The 16,219-nt window shown below is 68.7% G+C and carries 4 protein-coding genes; 2 read left to right on the plus strand and 2 right to left on the minus strand.

Annotated features, from left to right (window positions below; translation table 11 throughout):
- Position 1: 1 nt before the first annotated feature.
- Together AAHK21_RS02725 and AAHK21_RS02730 are read left to right on the plus strand one after the other, a co-directional pair.
- A complete protein-coding gene (locus AAHK21_RS02725; protein ID WP_046856011.1) occupies positions 2-808 on the plus strand; it encodes an ABC transporter permease in 807 nt (268 codons plus the stop codon).
- A gap of 19 nt (positions 809-827) precedes the next feature.
- Positions 828-1,976, plus strand: a complete 1,149-nt coding sequence (locus tag AAHK21_RS02730) for an ABC transporter ATP-binding protein (RefSeq protein WP_367856333.1) — start codon at positions 828-830, stop codon at positions 1,974-1,976.
- A 27-nt stretch (positions 1,977-2,003) separates the two neighbouring features.
- On the opposite strand, the gene AAHK21_RS02735 is transcribed toward AAHK21_RS02730, so the two are convergent.
- Together AAHK21_RS02735 and AAHK21_RS02740 are read right to left on the minus strand one after the other, a co-directional pair.
- On the minus strand, positions 2,004-14,492 hold the full coding sequence (locus AAHK21_RS02735) for a filamentous haemagglutinin family protein (RefSeq protein WP_367856334.1): 12,489 nt from the start codon (positions 14,490-14,492) through the stop codon (positions 2,004-2,006).
- A gap of 207 nt (positions 14,493-14,699) precedes the next feature.
- Positions 14,700-15,848, minus strand: a complete 1,149-nt coding sequence (locus AAHK21_RS02740) for a substrate-binding domain-containing protein (RefSeq protein WP_367856335.1) — start codon at positions 15,846-15,848, stop codon at positions 14,700-14,702.
- Positions 15,849-16,219 lie beyond the last annotated feature (371 nt).

Consider the following 16,219-nt stretch of genomic DNA (forward strand, 5'->3'; position numbering starts at 1 on the left):
CATGCTGCTTTCCCCCAATGCCATGGGTCGCCCGCTGCGCACCGGGCTGTATCTGACCACCGGGCTGATCGCCGCCTTCCTGCTGCTGCCGGTGGTGTTCATCATCCTGCTGTCGTTCGGCTCGTCACAGTGGCTGGTGTTCCCGCCACCGGGCTGGACCTTCAAGTGGTACGCGCAGTTCTTCGCCAACCCCGAGTGGATGGACGCGGCGCTGGCCAGCCTCAAGGTGGCGCTGCTCACCACCTTCGCCGCCGTGGCGCTCGGCCTGCCCACCGCCTTTGCCCTGGTGCGCGGTCGCTTCCCGGGCCGCGAGCTGCTGTACGGGTTGTTCACCATGCCGATGATCGTGCCCCTGGTGATCATCGCCGTGGCGGTGTACGCGCTGTTCCTCAAGCTGGGCTACACCGGCACCTTGTTCGCCTTCGTGGTGAGCCATGTGATCGTCGCCCTGCCCTTCACCATCATCTCGATCATCAACTCGCTCAAGCTGTTCGACCAGTCCATCGAGGACGCCGCGGTGATCTGCGGCGCCTCGCGCCTGCAGGCGATCGTCAAGGTGACCTTCCCGGCGATCCGCCCGGGGATGATCGCCGGTGGCCTGTTCGCCTTCCTGGTGTCGTGGGACGAGGTGGTGCTGAGCGTGATGATGGCCAGCCCCGACCTGCAGACCCTGCCGGTGAAGATGTGGACCACCCTGCGCCAGGACCTGAGCCCGGTGATCGCGGTGGCCTCGACGCTGCTGATCGGCCTGTCCCTGCTTGTGATGTTCATTGCCGCCGCCCTGCGCCGGCGCGCCGAAAACGCCTGACTGCCCGGAGACAATGACAATGAGTGCAGTGATCAAAGACGATACGCGCAACCAGACCCTGGTCAGCCTGCGCGGCCTGAACAAGCACTACGGCGACTTCACCGCCGTGGACAACCTCGACCTTGAGATCCAGGACGGCGAGTTCCTCACCTTCCTCGGCTCCAGCGGCTCGGGCAAGTCCACCACCTTGTCGATGCTGGCCGGCTTCGAAACGCCCAGCAGCGGCGAGATCCTCGTCGACGGCCAGTCGCTGGTCAACGTGCCGCCGCACAAGCGCGACATCGGCATGGTGTTCCAGCGCTACTCGCTGTTCCCGCACCTGAACGTGCGCGACAACATCGGCTTCCCCCTGGCCATCCGCAAGCTCGGCGCCGACGAGACCCGCAAGCGCGTGGAGGCGATGCTCAAGCTGGTACGCCTGGAAGCCTTCGCCCACCGCAAGCCTTCGCAGATGTCCGGCGGCCAGCAGCAGCGCGTGGCGATCGCCAGGGCGCTGGTGTACGAGCCGCGCATCCTGCTGATGGACGAGCCGCTCGGCGCGCTGGACAAGAAACTGCGCGAAGACCTGCAGGACGAATTGCGCCAGTTGCACCGGCGCCTGGGCATCACCATCGTCTACGTGACCCACGACCAGGAAGAGGCGATGCGCCTGTCCCAGCGCATCGCCATCTTCAGCCATGGCCGTATCGTCGGCCTGGGCACCGGTTACGACCTCTACCAGAACCCGCCGAATGCCTTCGTCGCCTCGTTCCTGGGCAACTCCAACTTCCTGCGCTTCACTGCCAGCGGCAACGGCGCCGGGCACTTCGAGGGCCAGCCGGTAACGGTACGCCTGACCCCGGGCCTGGCCAACGGCCAGGAAGCGCTGATCATGGTGCGCCCGGAGAAAGCCCTGGCGCTGACCGTCGAACAGGCGGCGCGTGAACCCTTGCCGGCAGGCTGGAACGAAGTCACCGCCACGGTCGCCGAGCTGCTGTTCCTCGGCGAAAGCCAGACTTGCCACGTGGTCACCCAGGGCGGCACGGCGCTGACGGTCAAGGCGCTGTCCGCCGCGGGCATGCCCATGCAGCCGGGCGACCAGGTCAGGGTGCGCTGGGCCGTGGCGGATGCGTGCATCTACACCGACTGGGCCGAGAGCGACCTGAGCAAGGGCGCCGGGGCGCATTGAGCCAACCAGGGGCCGTAGCGCGGCCCCTCACAGCAACAGATTGCCCCGCTCCTCCTCGGTCAATTGCGCCTTGGCCCGCTCATCCAGCGCCCCCGCGCCCAGCACCTGCACCGGGCTCTGACGGTTGTACTGCGGGTTGAGGCTCGCCCCGTCCTGCCCCGGCACCAGCCGCTCGCCACCGAAGCCCAGCACCTGCACGGTGATCACCGATGGCTGGCGCTGGCGCGACGCGGCCTGTTGCTGGCGGCCCGCCTCCTCGGCCGCCTGGCTCGCCGACGACGCTGCGGCGCTGGCCGAAGCGATCGCCCCGGTATTCACCGAGGCCACCACCGGCATGCCCTTGGCATCGCCCTGCACCTGGATGTTGGCGGCGTTGACCACCTGCAGCGCGGCGATGTTGACGTTGCCCGACACGCGGATCCCCGCCTCGCCGGCATCGATGGTGCCCAATGGCGCGATCAGGTCGATATCCCCCGGCGCCACCTCGGCGATCGGGTTGAGCGTGGCAATACCGGCACCGGTGCTCGGCACGCTCGGCGCCAGGCCGACGTTGCCCCACAGGTCGTAGGTGCGCTTGGGCGGCGTGTACACCACGGTGGTCTTCGAGCCGCGACCGGCGTTGATGTCGCCCTGGGCCGACCAGCCGAGGATCGAGCCGCCGAAGGTGGTCATGATCCGGCTCTGGCCGAGCAGGATGCTGCCCTGGGAGTACAGCTGGATGTCGCCGCTGCCCTGGGTGATCACCCCGGCGGTGGACGGCGGCGCTTCGCCCTCGATGCCAAATACCTGCTGGCCACCCGGGGTCAGCACCTGGATGCCGCCGCCGAAATCGGTGTGGATGCCCGCTCCGCCGTAGAAGGTGGCGCTGCCGGCGTAGCGGATCGGATTGCCGGCCACGTCCTTGTCGGGGAACAGTGCGGCGATCGCCTGGCGACCGCGCAGGTAGCTGCCGGTACGCGGGCCGTTGACGTCGTTGTACTCGCGCCCGCCTTCGCGCAGCTCGCTGAAGTAGACCTGCCGGGCAAAGATGCGCTGCTGCTCGGCGGGCAAGGCGGCGAAATAGGCACGGCTTGCGGCGTTGTCGCCGGTGAAGCCGAAGCGTTCGCGCAGCCAGGCCTGCAGCTCCTGATCGTAGACCTTGAACGGCTGGTCCGTCGGGGTCTGCTCCGGGCCCAGGTAACGCTTGAGCAGGCGGGTATAGTCCGGCCCGGTCTTGCCGGCGCCGACAACGATGGCGATGGCCGCGCCGTCGTTACCGCCACCGCTGCCATCGACCCGACCGACACTGTTGATCGCCGCCTCCTGATAAGCCGAGCCCACGCCCTGACCGGACTGGAACAGGTTGCCCCCGGCGATCACCTCCAGCTGACCGGGGCCAGCGACATTGAAGGTACTCAAGCGAATGTCGCGGCCGGCGCTGATCAGCGAGACATCCAACGCGTCACCATGGATGATGAGGTTGCCTGAAGAATGGATGTTGCCCTGATCCCCCGCCACCATGGCCGTCGCCCCGAAACGCTCAGTCCCCAGCGCCTTGCCGGCATTGACGATATCGCGCCCGGCCATCACCCGCACCGGCCCAGCGCCCTGGTACAGCTTGAGCCCGGTCCGCTGGTATTCAATGATCTCGCCGGTGTTCAAGCCGAGGATGTCCCCCGTCAAGGCGTAGAAGCGCGCAGGCGCCTGCGGTCGCTGTCCGGCCCTGTAGGTGTTCACCCCATAGGTGAACAACGGCGCCGTATCCAGGCTGGCGGCAACGTCCCCGCTCAGGTTGCCGGCCCGGTACACGAACGAGAAGTCCTGGCCCAACATGGCTGGTCGCTGCGGCGTGGCGATGGCTGACGTGTCGGTGCCGGTCTGGCTGATCACATAGCCACCGGCATAGATCGAATCACCCGCGATCAGTTGCAGGGCGCTGCGCGCAGACGGGGCGGTCATCAGCGAGTACGCTGATGTCGCGACGCCCCGCTCACTGGCCGAACTGCCGTAGTACAGGCTGCCATTGGCCGCCGACACACGCAGCGCCGTCGGGTAGAACAGCCGCCCGCCGTAGAGCGGCAGGTTGCGCCCTGGCCGGGCGTCGTCGATGTTGACCGGCGTGATATTGCCGCCCAAGGCCAGCAGGTCCACGGCGGTGGTCTCGCGCCACAGCGAGAACCAACTGCTGCCCTGCCCGGTATAGCGCACACCGTTGTCGCCGAGGAAGCCGGTCATGTTGAACTGCGGCACCCGGCCCGGATCACCGACACCCTGCACGACCAGGTCGCCCCGACTGTCCAGGCGCACGGCGGCATCGCCGGGCATGAGCGTCAGGCCACCCAGCGCCGCGGCCTTGGTCGAGGTATACGGGTCGTAGGCGCGCGACTCGCTGCTGTCATTGAAGGCGAAGCTGCTGCCATACACCTGCCTGACCACCCCGACGCTGCCCGCCTGGACATTCAGGGCACCGCGCAGGTTGACCAGCGTACCGCCCAGGTCGGGGGTGACCCGCGCCATATCCAGGGCCGCGGATGCCGGGTTGATGCCGCCGGCCACCCGCAGGTTCAGGTCGCCGCCGCCGGTCTGCACCAGGCGACCATCCTCGGTGATGCGGCCGCTGCCGCCGACCACCAGGTTCAAGCCCTGACTGCGCTCGGCCTCCACGCCCGCGCTGTTGCTGGCCTGCAGCAAGCCTGCCGAGCCACCCACGCCGACGTCCAGGTTGCCACCGCCCAGGGTGCCGATGCCGGTGAAACCCACCAGCCAAGGTTCGGCCACCGTGGCCTGGGGCTGCTGGGCGAAGGTACCGAAATTGACCCACCAGGCCGCCGGGGTATCGGCGCTGGGCTGTCCCTGGCGCCATAGCCAGTTGCCCACCGCGGCCGATGCCACTTGCGGCCTGGCGACGGCGCTGCCGGTCCTGGTCGCCACCAGGTTGCCCGTCAGGTCGCCTCCGGCGGCGATCCGCAGGTTGCCGCCCTGCTCCGGATACCAGGCGCGGTACAGGCTGGCAGTCAACGCTTCATAGGCCGTGCCGGCGCCGCCGAGCAGGCTGCCGTCGGCCAGCCGGCCACGGGCGACCTGGTAAGGATCGCTGCCGCCACGCAGCAACGACGGGGCCTGGGTGCCGGCGGTGTAGACGCCGAACAGCGAATCCATGCGCCAGTCACCGGCGCTGAGCAGGTCCAGATCGCCGGTTCCGGTACGCAGCACGCTGAACATCAGGGTCTGCGGCGTGACCTCGATACGCTCGGGCTCGGTCGGCGCGTCGATCTCCACGCACCAGCCGGGGATCGAGCACAACTCCATGTCGGCGTCGGCCACCGGGGTGCCGGGCTCCATGCCATAGGTGTTGTCCGGCCCCCAGACCCAGATTTTCTTGCCCCCCAGCGTCTGGTCCACGCACCAGCCGGCGATGTCGCACATCACGAGGTCCTCGGGCGCCACCGGCGTGCCCGGTTCCATGCCGTAGGTGTTGTCGGGGCCCCACACCTTGATGGTCTTCACCGCCGGCTCGCACCAACCGGCGATGTCGCACAGCGCCAGGTCCTCGGGGGCCACCGGGGTACCGGGCTCCATGCCATAGGTGTTGTCCGGCCCCCAGAGCATGCCGGTGCCGCCAGCTCCACCACCGCTGCGCTTCTGCTGCGCAATGTAGTGCAGGTCGGCCAGGCGCAGCACCCCGGCGTCGGTATCGGCGCGGGTGATGCGGCTGTCGGCGGCATCCAGGTCGGCGCCGGCCACCAGGCGCATCGACCACGACTGCGAGCCTTCCGGCAACATCTGCGCCAGCGCCCAGTTGCGCCCCTGCTGGCCATTGCTTGCGGGGCGCAGCTCGATCAGGTCGACCCCTGCGGCGAGCTTGACATCGGTGCCCGCCGGCAGCCGCGAGCCCACGGCCAGGGTAAGCGCGCTGCCTTGGGTGAGGCCACCACTGGGCAGGGCAATGCCCTTGCTCCAGATACCACCCTGCACAGCCACGCTGACTGGCAGGCGGCTGCCAGCGTCCAGGCGCGTGCCCGAACCCAGGGTGAGCGGCTCGCGCAGCAGCGTGCCGGCGGCGTACAACAGGTTGCCGCCAGCGTCGCGTACCGCAGCCTCGAGTACCGTGCCCGCGGGCAGGGTCAGCGGCGCCGACAGTCTCATGGCACTAGGCAGGCGCAGGTTGGCCGGCAAGGTGGTGGCGGCGAACGGCAGGTCGAAATTGAGCAGGCTGCCTTCGGGGAACTGCGTGCCCTCGGCAAGCTCCACGCCGCTGCGCGGGATCACCAGGTCGCTGTCGAACGGCTGCTTGCCGGGCAGCAGCAACCAGCCCTTGCCGTCCATGCGCGCTTCGTCGCTGGCCAGGTCCACCGGCATGAAGCCATCGCTGATGCTGCCATACACCTCCAGGTTGCCGCCGGCGCGCAACACCAGGTTGCCCACCTCGCCCGAACCGTGGACGGCAGTCTTCGGCGTCAGCGGGTTGAAGCTGGCGTAGCGATGGCCGGACAGGTCCAGGTCGCCCTGCACCACCAGATCGGTGCCGGCATCGACCGTGGCGATCTCCACGCCCGGTCGCAGGTGCAGGGCCTGGGCGTAGCGGGCGTTGTTCAGCCCGGCCAGGCGCACATCGAGCAGGTCGCGGTTGCGCAGTAGATTGTCGATGAACAGCACACTCAGGTCGTGCTTGCGGTTCAGGTAATCCTGGTCGATGACCTGGATCGGCCGGCCACTGGCCGAGGTGCCGCCAGGGTCCGCGTCGGTGTAGCGCTGGTTGCCGATCACGGCGATGGAGCGCGCGCCGAGAATGTCCACCGGACCACGCACGTCGATGGCGATGTCGCCCGCCGTATCGCTGCCCAGGCGCGGGGCGATCAGCTCCAGGGTGCCCCGTGGCCGACCATCGCCCTGCCAGGAAGCAGTGCCGTGACGCAGGTCGATGCGCGCGCCGCTGGCCAGGGTCAACTGGCCCTGGCCGCTGTTGAGCTCGACCACGGCACGGTTCGGCGCATCGATGATCGCGCCGTAGCTGTCGACCCGCAGCACACTGCCGTGGGCGTCGAGCAAGGCTCCGGCGCCCAGGGTCAGGCCTCGATTGGCGGCCAGGCGGATGCTGCCGACCTGCTCGCCGCTGGCATCGACATGGCCGTTGACCGTGAGCTGCCCGTTGTCCAGCGAGACGTTGATCTGCTGGGCCTTGAGCTCGTCGCCGATCACCAGGTCGCCCTGCTTGATCTGGAAGCTGCGCGCACCGAACACCTGGTCCCGGTTCAGGCGCTGGTTGAGGCCGGCAAAGTCGTCCAGCTGCCGGGCGCGGATATCGCCCCCCCCTCCCGCGTACGGGACCAGAGTGCCGGCGGCATCATACTGGCCGCTGGCCGCACCAAGAATCCGGCCGAGCAACTCGACGCCCCCGCCCTGCTCACCCAGGGCGATGGCGCTCAGGCGACCGGCGCGGTTGTTGCGGGCGCTGAGGTCGATCAGCGCGCCGGCGGCCTGGTGAATGTTGCCGAACTGGCTGCCGAGCACCAGCTCGCCGCCCCAGCTGTACTGGGTCACATCATTGAAGGTCAGGGTGCGCCCGGCCAGGTCCACCCGCGCGGCGTCGCCCAGACGCAGGTCGTCCACGGCCTGCAAGGTCAGGCGGCCGCTGGGCAGGCTGAAAGTGCCATCGACCAGAAGTTGTCGCGCCTTGAGACTCAACTCGGCCCCCAACGCCTCACGACCGCTGGCCAGCGTACCCGCACCGCCCTGCACACGCAGGGTGCCACCGGCCTCGATGCGGTTGAGCGAACCGGCGGTGCCGGTCCACAACGGCGTGTCCACCAGCAGGTCGCCACCGCTGTAGGCAAAGCCGCCGCCGGCCTGGTAGTCGCCACGGCGGTGATGAATCAGCAGGCTGCCTTTGTGGTTGGCCGTCACCTGGTGGCTGGCGTGCAGTTCCACGCGGCTGAAGCCCAGGATCTGGCGCGCCATCTCGACGCTGCCGTCGGGCTGGCTGTTGGCGCCATAGCCGAATTCCAGGTCTTTGACGCGGATGGCCAACACGCCATCGCCACTGCCGGCCCCACCCGCGATCGGCGCCCCTGCGGTGTTGCGGGCACCGCTCCAGATCAGACGCTCGGTACGGATGGTCGCCTGGTCGCCGGCCAGACCACTGCCATGGATGGCCGGCACCCCGAGGACCAGGGCCTGCAGGCGGTTCTTGCCGGTTACCGGGTCGTAGGTGTCGAGCGCCGTGGTGCCGAAGAAGTTCAGCGAATCAGACGCCGCCAGCGTCAGGGTCTCCAGCGCCGGCACGCCATCGGACGGGCTGCCCTGCAGCAGGCGGTCGAGCACCTGCTGGTTGAGGGTCAGGCCCTGACCCAGGACCCCGTTGGCCAGGGCCTGGGCCAGCGCCTCGGCGCTACCGACGTTGATGCGCCCGACCGACAGGCCCAGGTGGCGGGTACCGAAGGCCACGCCATCACCGAGACTGAAGGTCTTGTCGGTAGCGGCGAACAACGAGCCTTCCGAGTACAGCCGGGTGGTGCCCTGGCAACCGCCGGCACTGCAGCCGCCAATGACAATCGAGCCCGGTGCCCCGCTGGTGGTTAGCGGCGAGGACACCACTTCCAGTCGGCCATTGGACACCGCCAGCAAGGCACGGCCGTTGCTGTTGATGAAGTAGCCGTCATCGGCATCGAACGGCACCGCGCCACGGCCAAGGGTAACGATACCGGCCCCCTGCTCGACGACGATGCCACCGCGCGGATCGTTGGTGGTCAGGAACACCTCGCCGACCCGCAGCTCGGCGCCCGAACGCACCCAGATATCGCTGGTGCCTTCAAGGAAGGTCATCTGGTTGCCGCCTTGGCCGTAGAGCACATTGGCGCGGCCGCCCAAGGTCAGCCGGGGTGCCTGCAGGGCATTGAGCTCGCGGGCCGACAGCACCGCGATGTTCTCACCAATGGCCTGGCCGGCGCCACCATCGGCCACCACCTCAAGGCCGCGGGCACCGAACACCGCCGCACTGCCGGCATGACCGCCTTCGGCGGCGGCGAAGTTCACCCGACCGGCGACACGCAAGGTACTGGCGGCCTCGTTGTTGCCCTGCACCCGCAGGTTCAGCCACTTGCCATCGGCCTCGATCGCCGCGCGCGGCACGCCTTTGGCAACGGCATCGGTACGGGCGAAGGCGGCGTAGGAGGTTTCGTTGTACTGCGAATAGCGCCGCAGCACGTCGCCCGAGGTCACGATCACCTGGCTCGACAGCGGCTGGCGGATACCGGTGTTGGCCACCGACAGGCTGCCCGTGGTAGTCCAGGAGCCGTTGCGCATCGCCAGGCTGGCAGCGCTGCCCCCGGCCATGGCCAGGCCATTGAGCTCGACCCGGAACGCCCCCGGCAGCAGCGCAAAGCTGGCCGGCAGCAAGGTGTAGGTGCCCGCCGCCAGGCCAGGAACGCTGCCATCCAGGGTGATCTGCTGGCCGATCCCCGGCGCCGTCACGCCGGCCTCGCCGGTCACAGGCGCATAAGGGCCGGTGAAGCTCGGCACAATGGCGTAGACCGGGTTGCTGCCCAGCGTGGGCAGGACCAGGCGGCCCTCGCCATCGAGTTGCATCAGCGGATGGTAGCGGGCGTCGGTGGAGCCGCCACGCCCGGAGACGAAGCCGGCGCCGGTCAGCGTGCCGCCTCCGGACAGATCGATCAGCGCGTCCTGGCGGATGTCGATGGACTTGCCGTTGAGCGATACCCCATACAGGCTGTCGCCCGCCGCGCCCAGCAGCTTCACCGCCTGGCCACCGAACAGGTAGCTCAGGCCATCCACCGTCCCGCCGTAGGGCATGACCAGCCCTGCCGCGCTGACCGAGGTGATGCTGCCCGGCAGCAGGGTGACGGACTTGGTGCCCCCCGTTTCCTGCCCCAGTGACAGCCCGCCCAGGGGCGCGCGCAGCACACCGCCCTGCTCGACCTTGCCGGCGACCAGCGCCAGCCGGCCGAACACCGAGAATGGCTGGTCGGGTGTGCCTTGCCCGGCCCTGCCGATGCGCAAGGTGGCGTCGCTGCCCGTCTCGATCTGGCCGAAGGCGCCGGTGGTCGGGTAGATCTGCGCAGCGAGCAGTTCCAGGTCGGCATTGCTGCGCAGCAAGGTCCTGTCGGTGCCTTCGCCGACCTTGCCCAGTACCCGCAGGTCGCCTTGACTGCGCAGGCTGCCAAGGGCAAAACCACGGCGGTCGAAGTCCAATACGCCACCGGCGGCCAGCGCCAGGCTGCCATGGGCGCCGAGGGTCACGGCGTCACGCAGGTCCAGCAGGTGGGCGTCGACCTGCAACAGCGCCGCGCTGCCTTGCGTCGACAGCCCGCCCTTGAGGGTCGGCCGGGTCGCCTGGTCGGCGCTGCGATGGTTGCTGCCGGCAAGCAGCACGTAGGGCGCTTGCAGGTGGACGCGGGCGTCGCCGGCGCTCCCTTGGGCCAGCACCAGCGAGCCGGTGTACAGCTGCAGGCTGCGGGCCATGCGCAGGTCGAGGTCACCGTCGAACGCCACCACGCCGTCGCTGAGCAGCGAGAGGCTGTCGAAACCCCCTGCGTTGATCCTGGCGACGTCTAGCCTTCCCTGGCCATAGCGCAGCGTGCCGTCCTCGACGTTGGCCGCGCCCTGGGCAAGGACCAGCTCGCGGGGAGCCTTGACTCCGTCGACCAGGCTACCGTTGAGGTAGAGACCGCTATCCAGCGCCACCTCCAGACTTCCGCCTGCGGCGCCGAGACCACCGGAAGCGGCGCTGAAGCTGCCGTTCAGGCGTAGCCCGTGGCTCGATGCCAGGCTGATGCGCCCACCGTTGCTGGCCATGGCCAACGGCCCCTGGCCACGGATATCCAGCGTGGCCTGAGCACCATCGGCGCGCAGGCGAGCGCCATCGGCCATGTCCAGGAACAGGTAGGCGCCGTTGCTGGTGCCCTGGTCATGGTCGATCTGCCCGCCGATGACGATGCTGCCGCCAGCGTCAACCCGCCCATAACGGCGACCTTGCGCATCCAGGGCGGTGACCGCCCGCCCGGACACATCGATCAGGGCCTGGTCACCCAGGCGGATCGAGCGCTGGTGCGCCCCTTCCGTCACGCCGGAGTCCATGGTCGGCAACCATTGCTGCAGCAGGCTGACACTGCCGCCCCAGGCATTGAGGGTACCGTTCAGGTTCAACTGCGCGGTGCTGGTCAAGCTGATGGACTGCAAGGGGTCGACGCTGATCGTCGCGCCGCGCCCGACCTCGAGCACCGCCGCTTCACGGCTCGCCTGGTCGAAGCGGCTATCACCCGCCGCCAGGGCCAGGCTCGCGCCAGCACGCGGCTCCAGCTTGCCGGCCACCGCGTTCTGCGCCAACAGCGGCGCCAACACGATCAGCGCCGGATCGCCGAGCGGCCGGCTGGCGTCGAGCTGCTCCACCGGCCGGGTGACGTCGATACGGCTGCCGGCGGCCACACTCAGGCCATGGTTGCCGGTGATGGCGTAATGCGCGAAACCACGGTTGAAGAAATCCTCGGCCAGGTGCACGCCGGTCTCGCCCTGTGCGCTGCCCCCCACGCTCACCCGCTCGGCGGCCACGGTCAGGGTGCCTGCGCCACTGCTGCCGTAACCGCGCAGTTCGCCGTCGAGGCGCATCCGGCCGGTCCCGGCGCTGTTCAACGCGCTGCTCTGCAAGGTCAGGTTGCCGCCACTGCCACCGAGCAGGCGGTTGGCTTCGCGGCGTACCACACCGCCGGACACGTCCAGCACGCTGCCGCTGTCCAACAACACATCACCGCTGCTGCGCAGGCTCAGGCTGCCACCGTTGCGCCAGGCGTGCTCACCCGGGTCCATGCCCTCGCTGCGCAGACCGCTGACATCCAGGCGCACCCCGGCGGCCACGCCGACCTGCGCGCGCAGCCCTGCCGGGGTGGCCAGCGCCTGGTCCTGCAGGCTGGCGAGAACACGCTGGCGTAGCACATCGCCCAGGACCATCTGCCCGCCCCTGGCGGTCAGGTCGGCATTGACCTGGACCTGCGGGGCATAGAGGGTCAGGCTGCCGCCATCGGCCAGACGCACGGCATCATCGACCTCGATGCGCCGCTGGGCGGCAACGCTCAAACCACCCAGTTCCAATCCGTTGAGCCAGTCGCTGTCGAGTGCCAGCTGGCCACGGCGCCGCTCGTCCAAAGGTGCCTGCAGGCCGACGTCGGCGCTCTGCCCCCCGGTGCCCTGGCGTATCAGCACCTGCTGCATGACCGGGGTCAGGCTGAAGCCCAGCTCCTTGGCGTCGCTGAGGTAGCCGGGCAGCTGTTGGCCGATCACCAGTTGCGCGCCCTGGGCCCGGGCGGTGTGCACCTGGCGATAGCCGTCGCGCCCGCGTACCGGTGCCTGCACCTGGCGCTCGTCCTGCCAGGTCTGGCCGATCAGCTGGCCGTCGAGCAGCGCGCTCTGGGTCGCCACCACCAGGCTGCCGGCGTCGCGGCCCACGGTATAACCCTGCTCGTAACGCTGGCCGGGGGCAATCAGCGGGTTGTAGAAGGTGCGGGTCTGGTCCCAGCGCGCGCTGTGCGCCTCGTAGCCGTTGTACAGGCCGGTGTAGAGCAGGTCGCCCGGGGCCTTCGACAGCTCGTAAAGGCGGCCGTCCTCACCGCGCAGCCAGCTCTGGCGGATGTAGCCGTCCTGCACCGCCAGGGTGCCGCCGGACAGGTTGATCTCGGCGCCAGCGCGGGTCACCAGGTCCTGGCCGGTGAAGGTCACCGTGCCGCCCTGGGCCATCCACTCGCCGACGCTGTGGTTGCGCGTGCCCAGGTAACCGCCCACCTCGAGCAGGCCACCGGCGGTGTACCAGCGCTCGCTGGCATAGCCGTTGATGCCTTTCTCGACATGCACCAGCTCACGCACGTCCACCCACACATCGCGGTTGATCAGGCCGCCCTTGTCACGGTTGCCGGCCGCATCGCGCTGTTCGTTACCCTGCACGTTGATCTTGATGACATTGCTTTCCATCGCCACCTTGACCCCGAGGGCCCCGGCCACGTCGATGCGCGCGCCATCGTCCACCAGGCTGCGCAGCCCGGCACTGACGGCCACCTGGCCGCCGGTGGCCAGGGTCAGGGCGCCTTCCTGGAAATGCACGGTGCCGCCGCTGACCACCTCCACCCGCGACTGCTCGGGGCGGTCGATGACCTTGCTCAGGTTGTCGAAACGGCCCGTGGCATTGTTGCCGCTGACCCCATCCACACTCTGCCGCGAGGCCTCGCGCTGGCTGTCCAGGGCCTGACTGTCGTCGAGCAGTACGGCAGTGACGCTGCCCTTGCCGAAACTGACCGTGCCGCTGGCGTCACTGGCCGAGTTGAGCAGGTGAATGCTACCGCGCCGATCCACCGTGGTGCTGGCCAGGGCCACGCCGTCCTGGCGCACGGCATGGCCGGTCAGGGTGATATCACCGCCCGCCGACTGGATCAGTCCGTTGTTGACCACGCTGCCGGCGCTGCTGCCGAGCTTCAGGCTGCTGGCGACCTCGTTGCCACGGGTGGTGGAGAAGGCATTGGCCTGGGTGCCCCTGCCCCGGCGGATGTAGAAGTCGTCACCAGCGGCAAGCGTTGCCTGGCCCTGAGGTGTGATGATCTGGCCTTCGTTGTTCACCTCGCTGCCCAACAGCAGCACATAGCCGCCGCCCTCGGTGGAGGTGGCTGGGGCGCGGGTCTGCAGTTGCGCGCCCCGTTGCACCACGACCTTGCCGCCGGCTTGGGTGAAGGTGGCCTGGCTGCCGTTGCTGTCGACATACAGCCCGCGTTCGCGGAACTGCTCGTCGCTGACCTGCGCCGCCGCCGCCACCAGGTTGCGCACGTTGACCTGGCTGCTGCCGTTGAATACCACGCCATTGCGGTTGACCAGCATCACCGTGCCCTGGGCCTCGATCTGGCCGTGGATCTGGCTCGGCCGGGCGTTGGGGTCGTTGACCCGGTTGAGCACTGCCCACTGCGCCTGCTGGTCGAACTTGACCGTGGTATCGCGGCCGACGTTGAAGGTCTCCCAGTTGAGGATCGCCTTGTCGGCGGTCTGTTCGATCAGCACCTGGGTCTTGCCGCCCACCTGGCTCTGCTGCGGCGCCTTGGCGTTCTGCCAGCCCTTGGTCAGCGGGTTCTCGTCGACCTTCAGGCCGCCCTCGCCCAGGCCGTTGGGCACGGTCTGCGGCTGCACCTGCGCCAGGGTGCGGCCAGCGGCCTGCGCCGCCTGCTGCGCGGCGATGGCGGCCACGGTGTTGTCGAGGTTGCCCAGGGAGCGCTGGAACCGTTGCTGCAGGCGCTGCTGCTGGGCCAGCGGTGGCGGCGCGCCGGGCAGCTGTACTTGGCCACCTGCAGCGCCGCCACCGCTCGCAGGCGCGGCGCCCTTGGCCGCGAACCAGGCCGAGCTGAACGGCTGCGCGGCCTGGGCCGTGCCTGACAGCAACAGCAACGCGATGGCCTGGGCCAGGGGCTTGAGCAGCATCGGCGCGTGGCCTGCAGGCTGGCGACGCCGGTGGGCGACGGTGGCTGGTAGGTCTGGCTGGTGCTGGCCGCGCGACATTGCAGGGTTCCTTGTGCAGGGTCATGGAAGGCAGGTCGGTGCGGCGGTGATGCCGCTTTGCCATAAGGCAGTCGGCCCGGGCGCGGACCGAAGCTTTGTCATGCAAAGTTCATCTGCCTGGGGTACGCGCACACGCGAAAACCGACGGTGCCGTGCCGGCCACCGTCGGTTGTCAGCCCGTTGCGGGCCTGGCGCTTCGCGTGACGCTTACAGACGGCCGATACCGTTGCAGACCGAAGCGTTGGCGATGTTGGTGCCTTCGTTGTAGCCGTTGTCCAGGAACACCTTCTTGATCTCGGCGGCGTAGGCGGCCGGCAGGCTGACGAAGGAGTGCTGGGCGATGGTGGCGGCCTTGGCACCGGTGTACAGATCATTCAGGAAGCTGCGGATGGCGGTGGCATCAGCCGCGGTCTGGTAGCACTGGCCGACCAGCAGGTTGGTGTAGCCGACGATCGGGTAGCCCGAAGTCGGTACCACGCCACCGGCGTTGAAGATCGGCACCCACTTGCTTGGGTCGGCGCGGTCGGCGGCGGTGCTCGGGGCGACAGCGGTACCCAGGGCGGTGCGGGCGTTGGCGGCGGTTGGCAGCGGCGCGGTGCCGGCGGCCATGGCGTTCTTGCTGACACGGGCGACCACGGCGTTGTTGCCGGTGGCGACAAAGTCAGGGCTGACGTAGCCGATGGTGCCATCGGTGGCGTTGACCGCGTTGACCACGTCGGCGCTGCCGGCGACGGCTTGCCAGGTGGCCGGTTCGCTGCCGACGTTGGCGGTGGTGAAGGTGCTGCTGACCACGAAGGACGATGGGCAGGAGTCAGCCAGGAAGCGCGACAACAGCTCGGTGGTGCCGCTGCTGCCGGAACGGTAGATGACCTTGATCGGCGTGGCGTCGGCGGTACCCAGCAGCTGGCCCCAGGTGGTGGTAGTACCGGAGAACACGCCACACAGCTGGGCGCCGGTCAGTTGCAGGTTGGTCACGCCCGACTTCTTGTAGGGAATGGCAACGGAGGTGCCCACCGATGGGATCTGCACCAGCTTGCCCCAGGTGGCGGCCTTGCTGCTGTTGTAGGTCGACAGCTCCGAAGCGCTCAGGACCGAGTCGCTGCCGGCGAAGTCGACGTTGGTGCCGGCTGGCTGGTTGATCGAGGCCGCTGCGTTGGTCAGGAACGCCGTCTTGCCGCCACCGCTGCCGACACCGGTGTAGCTGAAGTCGGCCGGCAGCAGGCGCGGCAGGCTCGAGGTGCCGTTGTAGAGGTTTTCCGGCAGGGTGGCGCCGCCACCGACAACAGCAGCCATGGATTGGGCCGAAGCCAGGGTAGCAGCCACCAGGGAGGCGGCGATCACAGTACGCTTAAACATGAAGCAATCTCCTATCGTCGTGTTCATACGTTGAGTGGGTCGCGCATTGCCGTGGCCACAGGCCGTATACCCCGATCCAGAGGGGCTGAGGCCTGTCCACGGGGCCAACATTCGCAGCTTGTGGTGACAGGCAAAGGAAAAAACATCGGGAGTTCGGCGGGGAAAGACTCGGGTGTCGGGAGGCGTTTTTTCAGGCTTACGCGCAGGCGATGGAGGCGGGGCCAGACGCTACGGGTGGGAGCAGTCCGGAGGTTGAGCAGTGGCACACTCGGGTGTTTACGGTGAGGGTGAAAAAAGATGCAACCGCTGTAGACCGGTTCAAACTGGCAGGTTGGCTATCGTTCCTGGCAAACCCAAGCGCCGCTGACGCG

Source organism: Pseudomonas sp. TE50-2 (assembly GCF_040813665.1).
GTDB classification, from domain to species: domain Bacteria; phylum Pseudomonadota; class Gammaproteobacteria; order Pseudomonadales; family Pseudomonadaceae; genus Aquipseudomonas; species Aquipseudomonas soli.

What these genes read in the sequence shown, in the direction of transcription:
- AAHK21_RS02730 (WP_367856333.1), top strand. Translation starts at nt 828, where the DNA reads ATGAGTGCAGTGATCAAAGACGATACGCGCAACCAGACCCTGGTCAGC.
- AAHK21_RS02725 (WP_046856011.1), top strand. Translation starts at nt 2, where the DNA reads ATGCTGCTTTCCCCCAATGCCATGGGTCGCCCGCTGCGCACCGGGCTG.
- AAHK21_RS02740 (WP_367856335.1), bottom strand. Translation starts at nt 15,848, where the DNA reads ATGTTTAAGCGTACTGTGATCGCCGCCTCCCTGGTGGCTGCTACCCTG.
- AAHK21_RS02735 (WP_367856334.1), bottom strand. Translation starts at nt 14,492, where the DNA reads ATGTCGCGCGGCCAGCACCAGCCAGACCTACCAGCCACCGTCGCCCAC.